Genomic DNA, 22,145 nt, shown 5'->3' with positions numbered 1-22,145 from the left:
ATGAAGCTCAATTCTCTCAAGCCTGCGCAGGGCGCCCGTACCGAGCGCACGCGCGTCGGTCGCGGTATCGGTTCCGGCAAGGGCAAGACCGCGGGTCGCGGTCACAAGGGTTCGTTCGCGCGTTCGGGCAAGGGCAAGATCAAGGCCGGCTTCGAAGGCGGCCAGATGCCGCTGCGCAAGCGCCTGCCGAAGGTCGGTTTCCGCTCCAAGCTGAAGCTCGATACGGCCGAAGTGATGCTCTACCAGCTCGACCGTCTCGACGGTGACGTCGACTTCGCCGCGCTGCGTGCCGCCCGGCTCGTGCCGAGCACCGCCAAGCGCGCGAAGATCGTCCTCAAGGGCGAGATCAGCAAGAAGCTCGTGCTCAAGGGCGTGCTCGCCACGGCCGGTGCCCGCGCGGCGATCGAAGCCGCTGGCGGCAAGGTCGAGGAGTAAGCCGGATGTCGCGAAGCGGCAGCGCAATGGGTGGGGTTGGTGCCGGGCTCGGTAAGTTCACCGAGCTCCGCCAGCGCCTGCTGTTCGTGCTCGGAGCCCTGATCGTCTATCGCATCGGTTGCTTCATCCCGGTGCCTGGCGTCAATCCGGAAGCCATGCTGCAGCTGATGGAGCAGCAGCAGGGCACGATCGTGGACATGTTCAACATGTTCTCCGGTGGTGCGCTGTCGCGTTTCAGCCTGTTCGCGCTGAACGTGATTCCCTACATCTCCGCCTCCATCGTCATGCAGCTGCTGGTGCAGGTCGTGCCCAGCCTGAAAGCCATCCAGAAGGAAGGCGAGTCTGGCCGTCGCCGGATCACCCAGTGGTCGCGCATCGGCGCGATCCCGCTGGCGATCTTCCAGTCGGCAGGTATCGCGGTCGCGCTGCAGAGCTCGGGCGCGAACAATGGCATTCCCGTGGTCTACGCCCCGGGCATGGGCTTCGTGCTGACGGCGATCGTCGCCCTCACCGCCGGCACCATGTTCCTGGTGTGGCTGGGCGAGCAGGTCACCGAGCGCGGCATCGGCAACGGCATTTCGCTGATCATCTTCGCGGGCATCGTGGCGGGTCTTCCGGGCGCCGTGTTCGGCACGATCGAGTCGCTGCGCAACGGCGACATGAGCCCGATCGCGGCGATCCTGCTGCTCCTGGTCGTGCTCGCGGCGATCTACTTCGTCGTGTTCGTCGAGCGGGGCCAGCGCCGGATCACGGTCAACTACGCCCGTCGTCAGGGTGGCCGCAACGCGTACATGAACCAGAGCTCGTTCCTGCCGCTGAAGCTCAACATGGCGGGCGTGATCCCGGCGATCTTCGCGTCGTCGATCATCATGTTTCCGGCGACCGTGTCGACGTGGTTCGGCGAGGCGGGCTCCGCGGACTGGCTGCAGCGCCTGGCGCAGGCCATGTCCCCGGGCGAGCCGCTGTACGTGCTCCTGTTCGGTGGATTGATCGCAGGCTTCGCGTTCTTCTACACCGCGCTGGTGTTCAACTCGCAGGAAACCGCCGACAACCTCAAGAAGTCGGGCGCGCTGATCCCGGGCATCCGCCCCGGCAAGGCGACCGCGGACTACATCGACGGGGTGCTGACGCGCCTGACGGCGGTAGGCGCGGCGTACCTGGTGCTGATCTGCCTGTTGCCCGAGTTCATGCGCGCCGAGTTCGGCAGCTCGTTCTACTTCGGTGGTACGTCGTTGCTTATCGTGGTGGTCGTGGTGATGGACTTCATCGCCCAGGTGCAGTCGCATCTGATGTCGCACCAGTACGAGAGCCTGCTCAAGAAGGCCAACCTCAAAGGGTCGCGCGGCGGTTCGCCGGCACGCTGAGGCGGGTCCGGTCGGCGCTTGGCGCCGATCATGATTTCAAGCGGTCCTGGCGTCGCCAGAACCGTGACTGACGCCCCCAGGGGCGTCGCCGGAACGCCGGACATCCACGCCGGCGTTCAAGATGGGCGACTCGCGCGGCGGTCTCGGGCGCGGGTGGTACCGGGTGATCCGTGCGCCAGAGTAGCGCGCGGGGCAGGAGAGGGGCTTCCCCGACACTGCCGCCCCGATGCCGTCGCCGGAGCATGGGCACACTCCCCATGCCGGGTCCTTTGGCACTCCGGTGCCGCGGGCTTCCTGAAACGCCGAGGCCCTGCTATCATTTCTTGTTCCCTTTTGCCGGGATTGAACCCCTGGCAGCAAACCAGTTGGAGATCCGCGCATGGCGCGTATTGCAGGTGTCAACCTGCCTGCCCAGAAACACGTCTGGGTCGGGCTGCAAAGCATTTACGGCATTGGCCGTACCCGGTCGAAGAAGGTCTGCGAAGCAGCCGGCGTCGACTTCACCACCAAGATCCGCGATCTGTCCGAGCCGGAAGTCGAGCGCCTGCGCTCGGAAGTCGGCAAGTACGTCGTGGAAGGCGATCTGCGTCGCGAGATCGGCATGGCCATCAAGCGTCTGATGGACCTGTCCTGCTATCGCGGCCTGCGTCATCGCCGTGGCCTCCCGCTGCGCGGTCAGCGCACCCGGACCAATGCACGCACCCGCAAGGGTCCGCGCAAGGCCATCAGGAAGTAAGGAACTCAGACTATGGCCAAGCCGTCCGCAAGCAAGACCAAGAAGAAGATCAAGCGCGTCGTCACCGACGGTATCGCGCATGTGCACGCTTCGTTCAACAACACGATCATCACGATCACCGACCGCCAGGGCAACGCGCTCTCGTGGGCCACGTCCGGTGGTGCAGGCTTCCGCGGTTCGCGCAAGTCGACCCCGTTCGCGGCGCAGGTTGCCGCCGAAAAGGCCGGCAAGGCTGCGCTGGACTACGGCGTGAAGTCGCTGGAAGTCCGCATCAAGGGCCCGGGTCCGGGTCGTGAGTCGGCCGTGCGTTCGTTGAACAACGTGGGCTACAAGATCATCAACATCATCGACGTGACGCCGATCCCGCACAACGGGTGCCGTCCGCCGAAGAAGCGCCGCGTCTAACCGCAGCGTCCGAGGAGCAAAAGAACAATGGCTCGTTATATCGGTCCTACCTGCAAACTCGCTCGTCGCGAAGGCGCAGATCTGTCGCTCAAGAGCCCAACGCGTGCGTTGGATTCGAAGTGCAAGCTGGAGCAGAAGCCCGGCCAGCACGGTGCGACCAACACCCGCAAGGGCAAGCTGTCCGACTACGCCACCCAGCTTCGCGAGAAGCAGAAGGTCAAGCGTATCTACGGTCTGCTGGAACGCCAGTTCCGCAATTACTACAAGAAGGCCTCGACCAAGAAGGGCAACACGGGCGAGAACCTGCTGCAGCTGCTGGAAACCCGCCTGGACAACGTCGTCTATCGCATGGGTTTCGCGGTGACCCGCCCGGCCGCGCGCCAGCTGGTCTCGCACCGTGGCGTCACGGTCAACGGCCAGCCGGTCAACCTGCCGTCGTACCAGGTCAAGGCGGGCGACGCGATCGCGCTGTCGGAAAAGGCGCAGAAGCAGCTCCGCGTCCAGGAGGCCCTCAACGTCTCCTCGACGATGGATCTGTCGCCGTCGTGGGTCGAGGTCGATTCGAAGACCTTCAGTGGTGTGTTCAAGGCGGTGCCGGATCGCGGTGACCTGCCTGCAGACATCAACGAAGCGCTGATCGTCGAGCTCTACTCGAAGTAATTCAATCAGGCATCGTCGCCGGTAGCGGCGACGATCCTCAGGAGAGACCAAACATGACGGGTACCGCCAACCAGGTACTGCGCCCACGCGGTCCGCAGATCGAGCGCCTCGCGGGTAACCGCGCGAAGGTCGTGATCGAGCCGCTGGAGCGTGGATACGGGCATACGCTGGGCAATGCCCTGCGCCGCGTGCTGCTGTCGTCGATCCCCGGCTTCGCGATCACCGAAGTCGAGATCGATGGCGTGCTGCACGAATACAGCACCATCGAAGGCCTGCAGGAAGACGTGCTTGAAGTCCTGCTGAACCTCAAGGACGTCGCCATCCGCATGGGCACCGGCGAGAGCTCCACGCTGTCGCTGAGCAAGTCGGGTCCGGGCGTCGTCACGGCGGCCGACATCAAGACCGACCACAACGTCGAGATCCTCAACGGCGAGCACATCATCTGCCACCTGACGAAGGACGCATCGATCAACATGCGTCTGAAGATCGAGCGCGGTTTCGGCTACCAGCCCGCGTCGGCGCGTCGTCGTCCGGACGAAGAAACCCGTGCGATCGGCCGTCTGATGCTGGACGCGTCGTTCTCGCCGGTCCGTCGCGTCGCCTATGAAGTCGAAGCCGCGCGCGTCGAACAGCGCACCGACCTCGACAAGCTGGTCCTCGACATCGAGACCAACGGCACGATCGACGCCGAGGAAGCCGTGCGCACCGCCGCCGACATCCTCACCGACCAGCTGTCGGTGTTCGGCGACTTCACGCACCGCGACCGCGGCGCCGCGAAGCCGCAGGCGCCGGGCGTGGATCCGGTGCTGCTGCGTCCGATCGACGACCTCGAGCTGACGGTGCGTTCGGCCAACTGCCTCAAGGCCGAGAGCATCTACTACATCGGCGATCTGATCCAGAAGACCGAAGTCGAGCTGCTGAAGACCCCGAACCTCGGCAAGAAGTCGCTGACCGAGATCAAGGAAGTCCTCGCGCAGCGCGGCCTGGCACTGGGCATGAAGCTGGAGAACTGGCCGCCGGTCGGTGTCTCCAACCACGGCATGCTGGGCTGATGCAACACGCGGAAGGCGCGCTCCGGCGCGCCTTCCGCACATCGCCAGACGGGCTTCGAGGCCCGCGGCGACCGCCGGTGAAGGAGTGCCGGTTCCGGACCATCCGCAGTCCAAGCGACAACGCCACGAAGGCGACAACGCGTCACACAGACCCATCATTTCCCTAGAAGGATCCACTCCATGCGCCACCAGAAAGCCGGACGCAAGTTCAACCGCACCAGTGCCCACCGCGAAGCGATGTTCCGCAACATGGCCGCCTCGCTGATCAAGCACGAACTCATCAAGACCACCCTGCCGAAGGCCAAGGAGCTGCGCCGCGTCGCAGAGCCGCTGATCACCCTCGGCAAGATCGACAGTGTCGCCAACCGCCGCCTGGCCTTCGCGCGTCTGCGCGATGCCGAAGCCGTCGGCGCGCTGTTCACCACGCTGGGCACGCGTTACCAGGGTCGCCCGGGCGGCTACCTGCGCATCCTCAAGTGCGGCTTCCGCGCCGGCGACAATGCGCCGATGGCGTATGTCGAGCTGGTCGACCGCCCGCAGCAGGACGCGGCCGTCGACGTCGAGTAATCCCCGGGTCGCGCTGCCGCCTCGTGCGCCGGTGCCGAAGGTGACAAAAACCCCGGCCGATGCCGGGGTTTTTGTTTGTGGACCGGGGCGCGATAATCGGTGCTCATCCGCTGCCGACACTCCCATGTCTCCTGCCCGCTGGTCGTTCCGTGCGCTGTTCCTGACGTCCGCCATCGTGTGCTTCGCACTGATCGGCTTCGCGATCTATTCGCAGCTGGCGTGGGGGCTCGAGCCGTGTCCGCTGTGCATCTTCCAGCGCCTGGCATTCGCGGCCCTCGGTGTCGTGCTGTTGATCGGCGGCTTGCATGCGCCGCGCGGCGTGACGGGCCGGCGCGTCTACGGCCTGCTCGGCTTCGCCGCCGCTGCGGTCGGCATCGGTATCGCCGGGCGCCACGTGTGGCTGCAGATGAATCCTCCGGGGTTCGCGAGCTGTGGCGCGCCGTTCGGCTTCATGCGCGAGACCATGGACACGCCGACGCTCATCAAGCGCGTGCTCACCGGCAGCGGCGATTGCGGCACGGTCGGCTGGAGTTTCCTGGGCCTGACGATGCCGGCGTGGAGTCTGGTCTGGTTCGCGCTGCTCGCCATCGTCGTGCTGTACGCCGGCCTGCGCGCGACACCGCGCCAGCGCCTGCACTGAATTTTGACGCGCCGCAGCAACCTGCGATGATGCGTGTCCGCAAGAGGAAGTCCCGATGTCCCCGTCCGCCGAGCGCATTGCGCCGTCTGTAGCCCTGGCCGAACACTGGCAGCCCGAGAGCTGGCGCGATCGTCCCGCGCTGCAGCTGCCGACCTATCCCGATGCCGCCGCGCTCGCCGAGGTGCAGCAGGAGCTGCGCGCGTTGCCGCCGCTGGTGACGTCGTGGGAGATCATGAGCCTGAAGCAGCAGCTGGCCGAGGCGCAGGAGGGCAAGCGCTTCCTGCTGCAGGGCGGCGACTGCGCGGAGAATTTCGGCGACTGCTCGTCCGACATCATTTCCAACCGGCTCAAGGTGCTGCTGCAGATGAGCCTCGTGCTCGTGCACGGCCTGCGGATGCCGGTGGTGCGCGTCGGCAGGTTCGCGGGCCAGTACGCGAAGCCGCGTTCGACGGACACGGAAACGCGCGACGGCGTGACCTTGCCGAGTTACCGCGGCGACGTCGTCAACGGGCCGGCGTTCACGGCGGAAGCGCGCGTGCCGGATCCGCGTCGCATGATCAAGGCGCATGCACGCTCGGCGATGACGATGAACTTCGTGCGCTCGTTGATCGACGGCGGTTTCGCCGATCTCCATCACCCCGAATACTGGGGGCTGGACTGGGTCGGCGAATCGCCCCTGGCCGAGGAGTACCAGCGCATGGTGTCGGGCCTCGGCGATGCCGTGCGCTTCATGGAGACGCTCGCCGGCACCCAGGTCTACAACCTCAACCGCGTCGATTTCTACACCTCGCACGAGGCGCTGCTGCTGCCTTACGAAGAAGCGCAGACGCGGCAGGTGCCGCGTCAGGCGGGCTGGTTCAACCTCAGCACGCATTTCCCGTGGATCGGCGTGCGCACTGCCGCGCTCGAGGGCGCGCATGTCGAGTACTTCCGCGGCATCCGCAATCCGATCGCGGTCAAGGTCGGGCCGACGTCGACGCCCGACGAGCTGCTGCGCCTGATCGACGTGCTCAACCCCGATGACGAACCCGGCCGGCTGGGGCTGATCCATCGCATGGGGGCGGCCCAGATCGCCGACCGGCTGCCGCCGTTGCTCGATGCGGTCAGGCGCTCCGGCCGGCGCGTGCTGTGGATCTGCGATGCGATGCACGGCAACACGGAATCGACCAGCAACGGCTTCAAGACGCGTCGTTTCGACAACATCCGCAGCGAGATCGAACAGGCGTTCGACCTGCATGCCGCTGCCGGCACGCGCCTGGGTGGCGTGCACCTCGAGCTGACGGGCGAGGACGTCACCGAGTGCATGGGCGGCGCGCGCGCCCTGACCGAGGTCGATCTCGAGCGTGCCTACAAGAGCCAGGTCGATCCGCGGCTCAATTACGAGCAGGCGCTGGAGACGGCGATGCTGATCGTGCGCAAGCAGGCCCAAGTCGCGCGCGGCTGAGAGGGCATTCCTGCGCGGACTGAGGGCGCTCGGTCGTGAGGCCCGGCTCCCCATGTCGAGCGTCACTGCGGCGCGTGACGCGTGCGTGGACCGGTTCACTGTCCTGATGTCGCCGCTGTCCGGTCAGCAGGCTTGGCCTCGAGCGGCGCCGTTTCGATCGCAGGCGCGACATGGTGACCGTCCGTCGGCGACGTGACGTCAGTCGCGGCCTCCCCGGTCGCGGCGTCGATACAGGTCGCGTGCGAGCACCAGCACGATGCCGAGGTTGAGCAGGAACACGCCCCAGGTCAGCCAGTCGGGGTGCTGCCACAGCGCGTAGATCTCGAACGGCAGATACGCGGCCGCGCCGAGCACGCCCAGCCACGACGCCCAGGCGCGATGGCGCCACAGCCCCCAGCCTTCGAACAGGCGCATGACGGCGTAGATCACCGCGACGCCGATCGCGATGTGCAGCCGTTCCGGGGTGATCGCATCGAGCATCGTCGTGCCGCTGCGTCCACCATCCATACCGAAGCGCGCGAGCATGCGTTCGAGTTCGTGCTGCAGCGCGTCCGGACCGATGGCCGCGAGTGCCCCGGCGACAAGCAGGGCGAGGACGCCCTTGGCGGCTTCGAACAGCGCGATCGCGCGCAGGCCTTTGTGCGTATCGGGGCGATCGTCGGTCATCGGAACAGGGCGTCCTGTCGGGGCGGCTCGGGCAGCGCTGCGCCGGTCAGCGGCCACGCGCCGAGCGCATCGTAGCGGCCGCCAGGGTTGAACAGCAGTTCGAAGCGGTCGACCGCGAGCGGGTCGCCATCGCAGTCCACGCCATCGACCCACGGTTGCGGCGGCAGTCCGCGATCGAGAAAGGCGAGCGTGAGGTGCGGACGGGTGGTCCGTTCTCTCGGCGCGACACCCGCGCGACGGATGGCGTCATGGCTCGCATCGCAGAGCGCCTGCAGCGCCGGGCAGGACGCGGGCAATGCGACGACCGCGCCGGAATGCCGCCAGTAGGCGAGACGCTCGATCGTGAAGCGATGTGGCGGAATCCGGGTGGCCGCGTCGGCGAATGCAGCCAGGAGTGCCGGAGCGACCACCGGGCCGGGAGTCTCGCCGACGAAGCACAGAGTGACGTGCCACTGGTCCGGGCGCCGCAGTTGCAAAAACGGCGCGCCTCCAGGGCGCGCCGTCTGCAATCGTTGGGACAATGTCGCGAGCACCGCCCGGGCGTCGGCGCTGGGCCGCCACGCCGGGAACAGCGCCCGGCTCACGCGGCGCGGGACGCGCGCTTGCGATCGTTCTCGGTCAGGCCCTTCTTGCGCAGGCGGATTTCCTTCGGGGTGACTTCGACCAGCTCGTCGTCCTCGATGAAGTCCAGGGCCTGCTCCAGCGTGTACTTGATGGCCGGGCTGAGCTGGATCGCGTCGTCCTTGCCGGAGGCACGCATGTTGGTCAGCGGCTTGGTCTTGATCGCGTTGACGGTCAGGTCGTTGTCCTTGGAGTGGATCCCGATCAGCTGGCCTTCGTACACGTTGTCGCCTTCCGCGGCGAACAGCTTGCCGCGCTCCTGCAGCGGTCCGAGCGAATAGGCAGGCGTGGCGCCCGCGGCGTTGGCGATCAGCACGCCGTTCTGGCGCTTGGCGATCGCGCCGGTTTCCTTCGGGCCGTAATGGTCGAACACGTGGAACAGCAGGCCCGAACCCTGGGTCAGGGTGCGGAACTCGTTCTGGAAGCCGATCAGGCCACGGGCCGGAATCGTGTAGTCCAGGCGCACGCGGCCCTTGCCGTCGGCTTCCATGTTCTTCAGCTGGCCCTTGCGGATGCCGAGCTTCTCCATGACGCCGCCCTGGTGCTGCTCTTCGATGTCGACGACGAGCTGCTCGACCGGCTCCATCAGCTGGCCGTCGATTTCCTTGACGATGACCTCGGGGCGCGACACGGCGAGCTCGAAGCCTTCGCGGCGCATCGTTTCGATCAGTACCGAAAGGTGCAGCTCGCCACGACCGGAGACCAGGAACTTGTCCGGATCCGAGCCTTCCTCGACCTTCAGCGCGACGTTGTGCAGCGTTTCGCGCTCGAGACGCTCGCGGATCTGGCGGCTGGTGATGAACTTGCCGCCGCTGTGCTCCTTGCTGCCCGCGAACGGCGAGTTGTTGACCTGGAAGGTCATCGAGATCGTCGGCTCGTCGACGGTCAGCGCCGGCAGCGCTTCCGGCGCGTCGAGCGCGCAGACGGTGTCGGAGATGCCCAGTTCCTGGATGCCGGAGATGGCGACGATGTCGCCGGCCTCGGCTTCCTGCGTTTCCACGCGCTCCAGGCCCATGAAGCCGAGCACCTGCAGGATCTTGCCCTGGCGCTTCTTGCCTTCGCGGTCGACGACGCTGACCGGCATGTTGGTGCGCACCTTGCCGCGCTGGATGCGGCCGATGCCGATCAGCCCGACGAAGTTGCTGTAGTCGAGCTGGCTGATGCGCATCTGGAACGGGCCGTCCGGATCGACCGACGGCGGCGAGACGTGCTGCATGATCGCCTCGTACAGCGGCGTCATGTCGCCGTCGCGGGCGCTGTCGTCGAGGCTGGCATAGCCGTGCAGCGCCGAGGCGTAGACGATCGGGAAGTCGAGCTGCTCGTTGGTCGCGCCGAGCTTGTCGAACAGGTCGAACACCTGGTCGATGACCCAGTCCGGACGCGCGCCCGGGCGGTCGATCTTGTTGACGACGACGATCGGCTTGAAGCCCATCGCGAACGCCTTCTGGGTCACGAAGCGCGTCTGCGGCATCGGGCCGTCCATCGCGTCGACCAGGATCAGCACCGAGTCGACCATCGACAGCACGCGCTCCACTTCGCCGCCGAAGTCGGCGTGTCCGGGGGTGTCGACGATGTTGATGCGGTTGCCCTGCCAGGTGATGGCGGTGTTCTTGGCGAGGATCGTGATGCCACGTTCCTTTTCCTGGTCGTTGCTGTCCATCACGCGCTCGGCGAGGACGGTGCGCTCGGACAGGGTGCCCGACTGCTTCAGCAGACAATCGACGAGGGTGGTCTTGCCGTGGTCGACGTGGGCGACGATGGCGATATTGCGCAGGCGTTCGATGGACATGGGCAAGGCTGCGCCAGAGTCGAAGACCGGGGCGCACAAGAGTCAGTGAAAGAGCCCCGTATTATAGCGTGTTGCGCTGCCGCATGGCAGACCGCCTGCCGGCCCGCTTGAAACCGGGGCGCCGGGGCCGCATGTCGCGGGTTCGTCGGCGCGCCGATGTCTTTCCCACCTAACAGGATTCCTCATGTCCCTGAACGCCGTATTCGATACCGACCGTGGCCAGATCAAGGTCGAGCTGCATGCCGACAAGGCGCCGCTGACCGTGGCCAACTTCGTCAACCTCGCCAAGCGGGGCTTCTACGATGGCCTGAGCTTCCACCGCGTGATCCCGGACTTCATGATCCAGGGCGGTTGCCCCGAGGGTTCCGGTCGCGGTGGTCCGGGCTACAAGTTCGAGGACGAGACCAACAACGGCGTCAAGCACGACCGTGGCGTGCTGTCGATGGCCAATGCCGGTCCGAACACCAACGGTAGCCAGTTCTTCATCACCCACATCAAGACCGACTGGCTGGACGGCAAGCACACCGTGTTCGGCAAGGTCACCGAAGGCCTGGACGTCGTCGACGCGGTCAAGCAGGGCGACGCGATCAAGTCCGTCAAGATCGAGGGCGACGTCGACGCCGCGCTGGCCGCCAAGGCCGACCGCGTCGCCGAGTGGAACAAGACGCTCGCTGCGTAAGCGACACCGACAGGCCGGCCACTCGCCGGCCTGTTTTCTTTTGGGGAATGGAATGGCCTCGAGCGGCACGTGGTGGTGCGGTCTGGTGCTGGCGCTGGGCGTCGGCGTGCTGTCCGGTTGCGGGCCTGCCGCGCCCGATTCCGGTGTCGACGCCGTTGGCGATGCGCCCCAGGAGGCGCCGCCGGCGCACGGCTTCGAGCGCAGCCTCGACGGCATCTGGAGCACCGGCCTCTCGCAAGGCGACGACGCCGAAACGATCTACGCCATCCAATGGCAGGACGCGTACGGCCTGCGGATCCTGCGCGACGGCGTCTGGCTTGCGGGCGCGGTCGAGGATGTCGATGTCGACAACCAGACCCTGGCCTTCCGCGTCATCCGCGAGAACGGGCCCGATGAGACGGTGACCTTGCGCAAGGTGCAGGACGCGATGTCCGGCTCCGGCGTCACGTTGCGGGTCACCTGGGCGCAGGGACAGGTCGAGACGCTGGGCTTCGTGCGTCGGCTGACCGAGCGCGACCGCCAGGAACTCGTGCTGGCGATCCGCCAGGCCGATGTGCTGCCGGAGGCAGTGGCGTGCGGCGGCGACGCCCCGGCGGGCAGCCTGCGGGCGACGCTGGCCTGCAGCGAGATCGAGTTCGCCGAGCTCGATCAAAGCCTGCGGACGCAGCTGGTCGAGCTGTCGGCGCGATACCCCGATGGCGACCGCACCGCTGCCGCCGTGGTGAAGCAGCTCGATGCCTGCAAGACCGCCGAGTGTCTGCGCGACGCCTACGCGCAGTGGCAGACCTATTTCGACGACAACTACGACCTCGGCGACGTGCTGGATTACCTCTGAAGCCGCGTCTCACGGCACGCCGCCCCGGCAGTCGCCACAGGGGTGCGTGGTACCATCTGCCGCCGAAAATCAGCGGTTCCGCCGCATTCCCGCCGCTCTGAAACGAGAGTTCCCGATGCCCCAGCTCGCCGCGCGGACCGCCCGCGCCAAGCCCAGCGCCATCATGCAGGTCGCCGAACAGGCCAAGCGCCTGAAGGCCGAAGGCCGGGACATCATCAGCTTCTCGATCGGCGTGCCGAACTTCCTGCCCGGCCCGCACGTCTATGCCGCCGCGCGCGAGGCGCTCGACCACGACAGCGGCCAATACGGCAGCAACCGCGGCAGCGATGCGCTGCTCGACGCGTTCATCGGCCATCTCGACCGCATCGGCCTGCCGGGCTACACCCGCGCGCACTGCGCCAGCGGCATCGGCGCCAAGCACATCCTCTACACGCTGGCCGAAGTGCTGCTCGACGAAGGCGACGGGTTCGCGTTCGCCACGCCGTACTGGACGACGTATCTGGACATCGCCGAGATCGTCGGCGCCGACATCCAGCTGCTGCCGTGCCCGCCCGAACAGGACTACAAACTGACCCCGGCGCAGCTCCATGCCGCATTGGCGGCTAAGCCCAAGGTCTTCCTGTTCAACAATCCGTCGAACCCGACCGGCATGGTCTACACGCGGGACGAGATCGCCGCGCTGGCCGACGTGCTGGCGCGCCATCCCGACACCTGGATCATCACCGACGACATCTACAACCGGATGGTGTTCGACGGCATCGGCTACCACAACGTCGTGCAGGCGCGGCCCGAACTGCGCGAGCGCACGATCTTCGTCGACTCGCTGTCCAAGACCTACGGCATGCCGGGCTGGCGCGTCGGCCTGCTGGCAGGTCCCGAGACCGTCGCAAAAGCCTTCGCGACGATGAACTCCAACCACATCACCAACGTGCCGGAAGTCGTGACTGCCGCCGCGGTCGCCGCCCTGTCCGGCCCGCAGGACGTGCCGACGGCCAAGTGCGCCGAATTCCAGGCGCGCCGTGACCTAGTGATGGCGGCGCTGGCGGAGATTCCGGGCGTGGTCTGCCCGAAGCCCGCCGGCGCGTTCTACGTGTTTCCCGACATCAGCGTCGCCTTCGGCAAGTCGCACGGCGACCTGCGCATCGAGAGCGACGTCGACCTGTGCAACGCGCTGCTCGAAACCAAGGGCGTGGCCTGCGTGCCGGGCTCGGCGTTCGGCGAGCCGCGCGCGCTGCGCATCAGTTACACCTGTCCCGAAGCGCAGCTCGCGCCCGGGCTAGCCCGCATCCGCGAATTCTTCGCGGAGCTGACCTGACCGGCCGGCCCCCGCCGACCGGATGCTACCCACCCACGTGACCGTTTGAACGAACGAGAGGATTGACGATGAAGAAGCCCGTCCGTGTTGCCGTGACCGGCGCTGCCGGCCAGATCGGCTATGCGCTGCTGTTCCGGATCGCCTCCGGCGAAATGCTGGGCAAGGACCAGCCGGTGATCCTGCAGTTGCTCGAACTGCCGATCGACAAGGCACAGGCCGCGCTGAAGGGCGTGATCATGGAGCTCGAGGATTGTGCGTTCCCGCTGCTGGCCGATGTCGTCGGCACCGACGATCCGGAAGTGGCGTTCAAGGACGCCGACATCGCCCTGCTGGTCGGCGCGCGTCCGCGCGGCCCGGGCATGGAGCGCAAGGACCTGCTGCTCGAGAACGCCAAGATCTTCACCGCCCAGGGCGCGGCGTTGAACAAGGTCGCGTCGCGCGACGTCAAGGTGCTGGTGGTCGGCAACCCGGCCAACACCAATGCCTACATCGCCATGAAGTCGGCGCCGGATCTCAACCCGCGCAACTTCACCGCGATGCTGCGCCTCGACCACAACCGCGCACTGAGCCAACTGGCGACCAAGGCCGACGTGGCCGTGGGCGACATCGAAGGCCTGATCGTGTGGGGCAACCACAGCCCGACCATGTACCCGGACTACCGCTTCGCGACCGCGAACGGCCAGAACCTGAAGGACAAGGTCAACGACGCCGACTGGAACGCCAACACCTTCATCCCGCAGGTCGGCAAGCGCGGCGCGGCGATCATCGAAGCGCGTGGCCTGTCCTCGGCCGCGTCGGCCGCCAACGCCGCCATCGACCACATCCACGACTGGGTGCTGGGCAGCAACGGCAAGTGGGTGACGATGGGCGTGCCGTCCGACGGCAGCGCGTCGCGGCCACCCCCGAGAACGGCGAGTACACGCTGGTCAAGGACATCGAAGTCGACGACTTCAGCCAGAAGGCCATCGACAAAACGCTGGCCGAGCTCGAGGAAGAGCGCAGCGGCGTCGCGCATCTGCTGGGCTGATCGGCGCGTCTCTTGGAATTCCGCAGCGGAACGGCGCCCCGGATCGCCGTCCTCGTGCCTTGTTACAACGAGGCAGGTCGCCGATTTCTCTGCGGCGATTCCGGGCGCGCGCGTCCATGTGTTCGACAACGGATCCGCGGATGACACGCGCGCGCTCGCGGAGCGAGCCGGCGCGCTGACCCGCTCCGTGACGCTTCGGGGCAAGGGCAACGTTGTGCGCAGGATGTTCGCCGACATCGAGGCGGACATCTACGTGCTGGTCGACGGCGACGATACGTACTCGGCCGACGATGCCCTCCGCTTGGTTGCAGGTGTACGCGCAGGTCACGACATGGTCGTGGCCTTGCGTGAGGCCACTGGCGAAGCCGCCTACCGTGCAGGCCACGTTCTCGGCAATCGGATGCTCACCGGTTTTCTGTCGAAGCTTTTCGGCCGGCCGTGCCGCGACATCCTCTCGGGTTACCGGGCGTTCTCACGGCGCTTCGTCAAGAGCTTCCCGGCGCATGCCGCGGGATTCGAGACCGAGACCGAGCTGACGGTCCACGCGTTGGAACTGCAGATGCAGGTGCTCGAAGTTCCGACGCCCTACAAGGAGCGCCCGGAAGGCTCGACCAGCAAGCTCAATACCTGGCGCGACGGGTTCCGCATTCTCCGGACCATGCTGACGCTGTTCGCGACGCAGCGTCCCATTCCCTTCTACGGCGCAATCGGTGGCGGTCTGCTGCTGGCGGCCCTCGCCTTGGCCGGGCCCCTGCTGCTGACCTACCTCGAGACGGGACTGGTGCCGCGATTGCCGACCGCGGTCCTCGTAGCGGCGCTTCTGGTGATCGCCGCGCTGTCGACGGTCATCGGCGTCGTGCTCGATTCGGTCGCACGCGCTCGCCTCGAACTCAAGCGCCTGGCCTACCTGCAGATTCCGGGGCCTGCGCTGTCGGGCGAGCGCGGATCAGCAGACTGCTGAGCACGGCGAGGTTCGCGAGCACGAACCACGAGAACGGGTGCAGATAGCGGAAGGACACGATGTGCGCGAACAGAACATGGTTCGCGACCAGCCCGAGCGACGCGAGTGCCAGCAGCAGGTAGAACACGCGCTGGGGGCGCCGCCAGCCGACAGCCGCAGTCAGCAGGCCCAGCGGCGCGAGGGCAAACAGGCAGAACGTGAGCCAGGGCGTCGAGGCCGCGAAGAAACGACGCGCGGGCGTCTCGCGTTTGTCGATGCCGGTCGGATCCCAGCCGGTCCAGGTCTTGATCAGCGCGATGTCGTGGGCCGCCGGCGCGATGACCCCCTTGTCGTCCTGCATCCGCCAGTACACCCGCTTTTCTTCGAAATAGCCGCCCATCGTGTCGAGATTCATCGCCACGAGGCCCAACGGATCGTCGAGCATCGCGCGCCGGGTGATCGTGCGGGCGACCGCCTCCGGATCATCGCTGTGCTTCTGCAGCGCGGGCCACAGACCATCGTCCTCCCAGATGTGATGGCCTCGCTGCCAATGATCCTGCAGGGGGCGCTTCACCTCTTTCAGGATCTCGCCTGAGACGCCGGTCCCCTCGAAGTGTTCCGGCCGGATCAGTGGCGCCACGAGGCCGATGCGCATCATGCCGGTGTAGGCCAGGTAGCCAGGGGGATAGTGCGTCGCCAGGCCATAGGCGTGTACGTAGGCGGTATGCGTGCCGACCAGCATGACCAGCGCGAGCAGAAAATGCGCGATGCGTTGCCGGCCCGGGATGCCGGCCCCGCGCGTGCCGAGCCACAGATAGAGCACGGGCGCCACGACCGCCAGACCGATCGCGACAGGAAGAAAGCTCGTGCGGAAGGCCGTCGCGGCAAGGCCGCCGAGGCAGGCCAGCAGATACCAACCGAGTCGTCCGGTGGCGAGGTAGCGGGCGAACACCAGCACGGTCGTCACGAAGGCGAGCAGCCCCAGCGTTTCCGCCATCACCATGCGCTCCATGAAGACCTGTGCGGGCTCGGTCGCGAGCAGCCACGCGGGCACCGCGGCCAACCAGTAACGCAGGCCGAGTGCGTAGCGCAGGAACACGTAAAGGGCCAGGCAGATCAGGACCGACCAGACCGCCTGCACCACGATGATCGACACGGGCGGACCGAATGGCAGCGCGACGAAGTGCAACACCCATCCATACAGGAACGAGCGACCGCCGCTTCCGGTCAGCAGCGCTGCGGATTGCAGATAGACCATGGAGTCGCCCATGTAGACCCGGAGCGTGGGATCCGCGACCAGCCAGATCGCCTTGATCAGCAGGGCGACGGCGGCGACACCCGCGATTTGGCGGGGATGAAAGGTGCTCAGGTTGGGTCGGGATGCGGACATCATGAGGCGATCGGCGTGTCTGGTCGAAGAATTGTAGGCGACCGCGTCAAAGCGGTTGGCGCCCCGACGAAGGTCTGAGAGGCTGCGCCCATTCCGGGGGGGTATGCTCGAATGCTCCGGCATGCTGGAAGATCGACATGGGTTACGAGGACTTCCACCGCCGCTCCATCGAAGACCCCGAAGGGTTCTGGGGCGAGCAGGCGCAGGCGATCCACTGGCACAAGGCGCCGGATCGGATCCTCGATTATTCGAACCCTCCGTTCCGCAAGTGGTTTGCCGGCGGCGAGACCAACCTCTGCTACAACGCCGTCGACCGGCACCTGGCGGCGCGCGGCGACCAGCTCGCACTCGTCGCGATCTCCACGGAAACCAGTGAGACGCGCGAGATCACCTACGCGCAGCTGTATCGCGAGGTCAACGATTTTGCCGCCGTACTCAAAGCGCTGGATGTCGGCCGCGGCGATCGCGTGGTCATCTACATGCCCAACATGGCCGAGGCCGCGTTCGCGATGCTGGCGTGGTCTTCGGCGGATTCGCCGCGCACAACCTCGCGCTGCGGCTCGACGATGCTTCGCCCAAGCTGTTGATCGCCGCCGATGCCGGCAGCCGCGGCGGCAAGACGATTCCCTACAAGCCGCTGATCGATGCCGCATGCGCGGAGACGACATCCCCGCCGCCGCACGTGCTGATCGTCGATCGCGGACTCGATCCCGGCTACGCGCGTGTCGAAGGGCGCGACGTGGATTACGCCACGATCCGCGCGCAGCACGCCGGCAACGACGTGCCGGTGGAATGGCTGGAATCCAACGAACCCAGCTATCTGCTCTACACCTCCGGCACCACAGGCAAGCCCAAGGGCGTGCAGCGCGATGTCGGCGGGTATGCGGTCGCGATGGCGCTGTCGATGTGGTCGATCTACGACATCCGCCCCGGGCAGGTGATGTTCACCACGTCCGATGTGGGCTGGGCGGTCGGGCATTCGTACAATGTCTACGGCCCGCTGATCGCAGGCGCGACGGTGATCCTCTATGAGGGTCTGCCGATCCATCCCGACGGCGGCATCTGGTGGAAGATCTGCGCCGACTACGGCGTGCGCACGATGTTCTCCTCGCCGACCGCAGTGCGCGTGCTGAAGAAGCAGGACCCGAAATTCCTGAAGCAGTACGACCTGTCGAAGCTGCAGTACCTGTTCCTGGCTGGCGAGCCCTTGGACGAGCCCACTGCGACCTGGATCAGCACTGGCCTCGGCGGCACGACCATCATCGACAACTACTGGCAGACCGAAACCGGCTGGCCGGTACTGGCGCTGATGCCGGGCGTCGAACTCAAGCCGGTGAAGTTCGGCTCGCCCGGACTGCCGACGCCGGGTTATGACCTGCGCGTGATCGACGAGGCCACCGGCGAACGCGTACCGCCCGGCACCAAGGGGGTGCTGGTGATCCAGCCGCCGCTGCCGCCCGGCTGCATGACCACGGTGTGGAACGACGATCAGCGCTTCCTGTCGAGCTACTTTTCGCACTTCAAGGAGCTCGTTTACAGCTCATTGGACTGGGCGATCCAGGACGAGGACGGCTACACCTTCATCCTCGGCCGCACCGACGACGTCATCAACGTCGCCGGCCATCGCCTGGGCACGCGTGAGATCGAGGAATCGGTGTCCAGCCACCCGGCCGTCGCCGAGGCCGCGGTGATCGGCGTCGCCGACGAGCTCAAGGGCCAGGTGCCGATCGTGTTCGTGACGCTCAAGCAGGCATCGGCGGATGCGGACGCGCAGCACGCGACCGCGGGCGAGATGATGCGCACCGTCACCGACCAGCTCGGCGCCGTCGCGCGGCCGGCGCGGGTCTACGTGGTCAACGCGCTGCCGAAGACGCGCTCGGGCAAACTGCTGCGGCGGTCCCTGCAGGCGCTGGCCGAATCGCGTGATCCCGGCGATCTGTCGACGCTCGACGACCCGAATGCACTGGAGGAAGTGCGCCGCGTGCTGGCGCGGGGTGCCGACGCGGGCTGAGCCGCCGCTGCGGGTGTCAGCCGTCGCAGCTTTTGCGAGCCACCCCGGCGGTTGTGGGAGCGCGCGTGCGCGCGATGTGGCTGTACCGGGAAGGCCCGATCGCGCGCAAGACGTTCGAGCGAAGCAGGTGATGCTATTCCGCTGGCGCGACGCCGGTGTAGTGCGCGCGCGGGCGGATCAGCATGCCGAGCTCCTGCTGCTCCAGCGCGTGCGCCAGCCAGCCGGCGAGGCGGCCAGCCGCGAACATGCACAGCGCCGGCGTGGCCGGCAGGCCGTGCACGAAACAGATCGCCGCGAGCATGCCGTCGATGTTGGGATGGCGGCCGCTGGTCTCGGCCGCGGAACCGAGCACGGCTTCGACCTGCTGCATGCGTGCATCGCCCGCGTGGCGTGCACGCAGCATCGCCAGCACTTCGGCGGCGCGCGGATCGCCGTCGGGATAGAGCACGTGATGGAAGCCGGGCAGATCGTCGCCACGTTGCCAGCGCTCGGCGACGAAGGTGGCGGGCGAGGGCGCATCGCAGGCTTCGCGGATCAGCGCATGCGCGCGCGCGGTCGCGCCGCCATGGCGTGGGCCCGACAGCGCGGCGAGGCCTGCGCAGACCGTTGCATGCAGATGGGCGCCGGTGGACGCGACCACGCGCGCGGCGAAGGCCGATACGTTGAGTTCGTGATCCGCGCACAGCACCAGGGCCGCGCGGACCAGATCGGCGAACGCCGCGTCGCCCGGACGCCATGCATCGGCGAGCAGGACGTGCACGGGGCGCACATCCGGCGTGCCGGCCACCAGCAGCGCCGCGTTCTGGCGCAGCAGTGCCGCCGCGACGCCGCGCTTGGCCGCCGGTGCGGCGCTCAGCGAATGCCGCAGATCCGGCGCGAGCAATGGGATCGCGGCCATCGCGCGTTCGATCGGCGGCAAGGTGGCATCGCCGGCAATCGCGGCGACGCGCGCTGGCCAGTCGCCGGTCGCAGTGTCGAAGGGATCGGCATCGCCGCAGTCCCACAGCAGCCGCGCGGTGTCTTCGAGCGTCGCACCGCTGCGGACCATCGCGACTGCGGAATGCCCGCGGTAATAGGGGCTGTCGGGCCGGATCAGCGAGATCCGCGTCTCCATCACCGGCAGGCCGCGATCGAGACTTTGCGCCGCCCCCCGCGCCGCGCCGCGGCCTGCGCGCTTGCGCTGGGTCAGGCGTTCCACGTCCTGGCGCAGATACACGCGGCTGCGATGGTCGGCGCCGGGGCGCGACGCCAGCAGGCCCCGGCTGACATAGGCGTAGAGCGTCGCGGTGCTGATGCCGAGCGCGGCGCAGGCCTGCGCCGCGGACATCAGGTCGCCTTCGTTCGCATTCACAGTGGATCCCGATGTATTGATTGATTCGATCAAGATTGATCAACCAGTCGGATGGTGCCAGATTGCACGGCATCGCGGTACACCGCAGTCCCGGAGTCGACCCCATGTCCACCGTTTCCGCAGGCGCACGGTTCCGCGCCGCCCTGGCCGCCGAATCGCCGCTGCAGGTGATCGGCGCGATCAACGCCAACCACGCGCTGCTGGCCAAGCGCGCCGGCTTCCAGGCGATCTATCTGTCGGGCGGCGGCGTGGCCGCGGGCTCGCTGGGTCTGCCGGATCTGGGCATCAACACGCTCGAAGACGTGCTGATCGACGTGCGCCGCATCACCGACGTCTGCGATCTGCCGCTGCTGGTCGACATCGACACCGGCTTCGGCGCGAGCGCGTTCAACATCGAGCGCACCGTGAAGTCGCTGATCAAGGCCGGCGCGGCGGCGTGCCACATCGAAGACCAGGTTGGCGCCAAGCGCTGCGGCCACCGTCCCGGCAAGGAGATCGTGTCGCAGGGCGAGATGGTCGACCGGGTCAAGGCGGCGGCCGATGCGAAGACCGATCCCGATTTCTTCCTGATCGCGCGCACCGATGCGATCCAGGTCGACGGTGTAGACGCTGCGATCGAACGTGCCATCGCCTGCGTCGAAGCCGGCGCCGACGGTATCTTTGCCGAGGCCGCCTATGACTTGGACACCTATCGCCGCTTCGTCGATGCGATGAAGGTGCCGGTGCTCGCCAACATCACCGAGTTCGGTGCCACGCCGCTGTTTACGCGCGACGAGCTGGCGTCTGCGGGCGTCGCGATCCAGCTGTTCCCGCTGTCGGCATTCCGCGCGGCGAACAAGGCCGCCGAAGCGGTGTACACCGCAGTGCGCCGCGACGGGTCGCAGCAGGCCGTCGTCGAGACCATGCAGACCCGCGAGGAACTCTACGAGCGCATCGGCTATCACGCGTTCGAACAGCGCCTCGACGCGCTGTTCGCATCCAAGAAATAAGCGACTTCCGATCATTCCATCCGTGCCTGCGGGCATCCAACGGAGATTCCAGATGAGCGACACCGCCACCACCGCCCCCGGTTTCAAGCCCAAGAAGTCCGTTGCACTGAGCGGCACGGCTGCCGGCAACACCGCGCTGTGCACCGTCGGCCGCAGCGGCAACGATCTGCACTACCGCGGCTACGACATTCTCGATCTGGCGCGCACCAGCGAGTTCGAGGAGATCGCCTATCTGCTGGTGCACGGCAAGCTGCCGACCGAAGCGGAGCTGCGCGGCTACAAGGCCAAGCTGAAATCCCTGCGCGGCATCCCGGCGGCAGTCAAGGCCGCGCTGGAAGAACTGCCGCCGTCGGCGCATCCGATGGACGTCATGCGCACCGGCGTGTCGGTGCTCGGCTGCGTGCAGCCGGAGAAGGACGACCACAACCACCCGGGCGCGCGCGACATCGCCGACAAGCTGATGGCCTCGCTCGGTTCGATGCTGCTGTACTGGTACCACTGGAGCCACAACGGCCGCGCGATCGATGTCGAAACCGATGACGATTCGATCGGCGGGCACTTCCTGCATCTTCTGCACGGCCACGCGCCGCGCGACTCCTGGGTCAAGGCGATGCACACCTCGCTGATCCTGTACGCGGAGCACGAGTTCAATGCCTCGACCTTTGCCAGCCGCGTCATCGCCGGCACCGGCAGCGACATGTATTCCTGCATCACCGGTGGCATCGGCGCGCTGCGCGGCCCGAAGCACGGCGGCGCGAACGAGGTCGCGTTTGAAGTGCAGAAGCGCTACGACACGCCGGACGAAGCGGAGGCCGACATCAAGGCGCGCGTGGAGAAGAAGGAAGTGATCATCGGCTTCGGCCATCCGGTCTACACCGTCAGCGATCCGCGCAACGAGGTGATCAAGCAGGTCGCCAAGGAACTGTCGGACGAAGTGGGCAGCCGCAAGATGTACGACATCGCCGAGCGCCTGGAAACGGTGATGTGGGACATCAAGAAGATGTTCCCCAACCTCGACTGGTTCAGTGCGGTGAGCTATCACATGATGGGCGTGCCGACGGCGATGTTCACCCCGCTGTTCGTCATCGCGCGCACAGCCGGCTGGAGCGCGCACGTCATCGAGCAGCGCATCGACGGCAAGATCATCCGTCCGAGCGCGCACTACACCGGCCCCGAGGACCAGGCGTTCGTGCCGATCGCCGAACGCACGTAAGGCCTTCCTGCACCGG

General features: G+C 66.9%; 20 protein-coding genes and 2 pseudogenes. 17 read left to right on the top strand and 5 right to left on the bottom strand.

Going from position 1 to position 22,145, the window contains the following annotated elements; all coding sequences use genetic code 11:
* The 9 genes from rplO to CJ022_RS07350 all read left to right on the top strand — a co-directional run bounded on the left by rplO (position 1) and on the right by CJ022_RS07350 (position 7,303).
* Complete coding sequence (rplO, locus tag CJ022_RS07390; RefSeq protein ID WP_101926024.1) at positions 1–435, top strand: 50S ribosomal protein L15; 435 nt, start codon at positions 1–3, stop codon at positions 433–435.
* A gap of 5 nt (positions 436–440) precedes the next feature.
* Positions 441–1,799 (top strand): preprotein translocase subunit SecY, encoded by a 1,359-nt coding sequence (gene secY / locus CJ022_RS07385; RefSeq protein WP_101926023.1) that lies wholly within the window; start codon positions 441–443, stop codon positions 1,797–1,799.
* Between the two features lie 379 nt (positions 1,800–2,178).
* A complete protein-coding gene (rpsM, locus tag CJ022_RS07380) occupies positions 2,179–2,535 on the top strand; it encodes a 30S ribosomal protein S13 (protein WP_101926022.1) in 357 nt (118 codons plus the stop codon).
* Between the two features lie 12 nt (positions 2,536–2,547).
* Positions 2,548–2,940: a 30S ribosomal protein S11 gene (gene rpsK / locus CJ022_RS07375; protein ID WP_101926021.1), complete on the top strand. Its 393-nt coding sequence runs from the start codon at positions 2,548–2,550 to the stop codon at positions 2,938–2,940.
* Between the two features lie 27 nt (positions 2,941–2,967).
* A complete protein-coding gene (rpsD, locus tag CJ022_RS07370) occupies positions 2,968–3,600 on the top strand; it encodes a 30S ribosomal protein S4 (RefSeq protein WP_101926020.1) in 633 nt (210 codons plus the stop codon).
* Between the two features lie 53 nt (positions 3,601–3,653).
* Positions 3,654–4,652, top strand: a complete 999-nt coding sequence (locus CJ022_RS07365) for a DNA-directed RNA polymerase subunit alpha (RefSeq protein WP_101926019.1) — start codon at positions 3,654–3,656, stop codon at positions 4,650–4,652.
* A 180-nt stretch (positions 4,653–4,832) separates the two neighbouring features.
* Positions 4,833–5,219 (top strand): 50S ribosomal protein L17, encoded by a 387-nt coding sequence (gene rplQ / locus CJ022_RS07360; RefSeq protein ID WP_101926018.1) that lies wholly within the window; start codon positions 4,833–4,835, stop codon positions 5,217–5,219.
* Positions 5,220–5,343: 124 nt separating this feature from the next.
* Positions 5,344–5,859: a disulfide bond formation protein B gene (locus CJ022_RS07355; RefSeq protein WP_101926017.1), complete on the top strand. Its 516-nt coding sequence runs from the start codon at positions 5,344–5,346 to the stop codon at positions 5,857–5,859.
* A 55-nt stretch (positions 5,860–5,914) separates the two neighbouring features.
* Positions 5,915–7,303: a class II 3-deoxy-7-phosphoheptulonate synthase gene (locus CJ022_RS07350; protein WP_101926016.1), complete on the top strand. Its 1,389-nt coding sequence runs from the start codon at positions 5,915–5,917 to the stop codon at positions 7,301–7,303.
* 198 nt (positions 7,304–7,501) lie between these two features.
* Here the strand turns inward: CJ022_RS07350 and CJ022_RS07345 are convergent, their stop codons facing one another.
* The 3 genes from CJ022_RS07345 to typA are packed head-to-tail and all read right to left on the bottom strand — an operon-like array spanning position 7,502 to position 10,379.
* Positions 7,502–7,969, bottom strand: a complete 468-nt coding sequence (locus CJ022_RS07345; RefSeq protein WP_101926015.1) for a DUF2127 domain-containing protein — start codon at positions 7,967–7,969, stop codon at positions 7,502–7,504.
* Positions 7,966–8,553, bottom strand: a complete 588-nt coding sequence (locus CJ022_RS07340) for a 2'-5' RNA ligase family protein (RefSeq protein WP_101926014.1) — start codon at positions 8,551–8,553, stop codon at positions 7,966–7,968. The genes CJ022_RS07345 and CJ022_RS07340 overlap by 4 nt, the downstream gene beginning before the upstream one ends.
* Positions 8,550–10,379: a translational GTPase TypA gene (gene typA, locus CJ022_RS07335; RefSeq protein WP_101926013.1), complete on the bottom strand. Its 1,830-nt coding sequence runs from the start codon at positions 10,377–10,379 to the stop codon at positions 8,550–8,552. Before typA ends, CJ022_RS07340 begins: the two co-directional genes overlap by 4 nt.
* Positions 10,380–10,563: 184 nt before the next feature.
* Here typA and CJ022_RS07330 point away from each other — a divergent pair, with 184 nt between their 5' ends.
* From CJ022_RS07330 to CJ022_RS07310, 5 genes and pseudogenes are all read left to right on the top strand, one after another.
* Positions 10,564–11,058, top strand: coding sequence for a peptidylprolyl isomerase (locus CJ022_RS07330; RefSeq protein WP_101926012.1), 495 nt, complete (start codon positions 10,564–10,566; stop codon positions 11,056–11,058).
* A 52-nt stretch (positions 11,059–11,110) separates the two neighbouring features.
* Entirely contained in the window at positions 11,111–11,893 is a 783-nt protein-coding gene (locus CJ022_RS07325) for a hypothetical protein (RefSeq protein WP_101926011.1), read from the top strand.
* A gap of 115 nt (positions 11,894–12,008) precedes the next feature.
* Positions 12,009–13,208, top strand: a complete 1,200-nt coding sequence (locus tag CJ022_RS07320) for an aminotransferase class I/II-fold pyridoxal phosphate-dependent enzyme (protein ID WP_101926010.1) — start codon at positions 12,009–12,011, stop codon at positions 13,206–13,208.
* Positions 13,209–13,276: 68 nt separating this feature from the next.
* Positions 13,277–14,235 (top strand): annotated as a pseudogene (locus CJ022_RS07315) (malate dehydrogenase).
* A 118-nt stretch (positions 14,236–14,353) separates the two neighbouring features.
* On the top strand, positions 14,354–15,196 hold the full coding sequence (locus tag CJ022_RS07310; protein WP_158238371.1) for a glycosyltransferase: 843 nt from the start codon (positions 14,354–14,356) through the stop codon (positions 15,194–15,196).
* Here CJ022_RS07310 and CJ022_RS07305 read toward each other — a convergent pair.
* The gene (locus CJ022_RS07305; protein ID WP_143703906.1) at positions 15,126–16,565 is read right to left on the bottom strand and encodes a glycosyltransferase family 39 protein; all 1,440 of its coding nucleotides are present in this window, start codon (positions 16,563–16,565) and stop codon (positions 15,126–15,128) included. The two genes, CJ022_RS07310 and CJ022_RS07305, sit on opposite strands and share 71 nt — an antisense overlap.
* 137 nt (positions 16,566–16,702) lie before the next feature.
* Here CJ022_RS07305 and prpE point away from each other — a divergent pair.
* Positions 16,703–18,576, top strand: a pseudogene (gene prpE, locus CJ022_RS07300) (propionate--CoA ligase).
* Positions 18,577–18,709: 133 nt separating this feature from the next.
* Here prpE and CJ022_RS07295 read toward each other — a convergent pair.
* Positions 18,710–19,927, bottom strand: a complete 1,218-nt coding sequence (locus tag CJ022_RS07295) for a citrate synthase family protein (RefSeq protein ID WP_233198641.1) — start codon at positions 19,925–19,927, stop codon at positions 18,710–18,712.
* A gap of 104 nt (positions 19,928–20,031) precedes the next feature.
* Between CJ022_RS07295 and prpB the strand changes: the two genes are divergently transcribed.
* Both prpB and prpC read left to right on the top strand, forming a co-directional pair.
* A complete protein-coding gene (gene prpB, locus CJ022_RS07290) occupies positions 20,032–20,916 on the top strand; it encodes a methylisocitrate lyase (protein WP_101926007.1) in 885 nt (294 codons plus the stop codon).
* A gap of 52 nt (positions 20,917–20,968) precedes the next feature.
* On the top strand, positions 20,969–22,129 hold the full coding sequence (gene prpC / locus CJ022_RS07285; RefSeq protein ID WP_101926006.1) for a bifunctional 2-methylcitrate synthase/citrate synthase: 1,161 nt from the start codon (positions 20,969–20,971) through the stop codon (positions 22,127–22,129).
* Positions 22,130–22,145: the final 16 nt, after the last annotated feature.

This window comes from Luteimonas rhizosphaerae (assembly GCF_002849595.1).
Taxonomy (GTDB): Bacteria; Pseudomonadota; Gammaproteobacteria; order Xanthomonadales; family Xanthomonadaceae; genus Luteimonas; species Luteimonas cellulosilyticus.
This window is presented reverse-complemented; position numbering and strand designations above follow the sequence as displayed.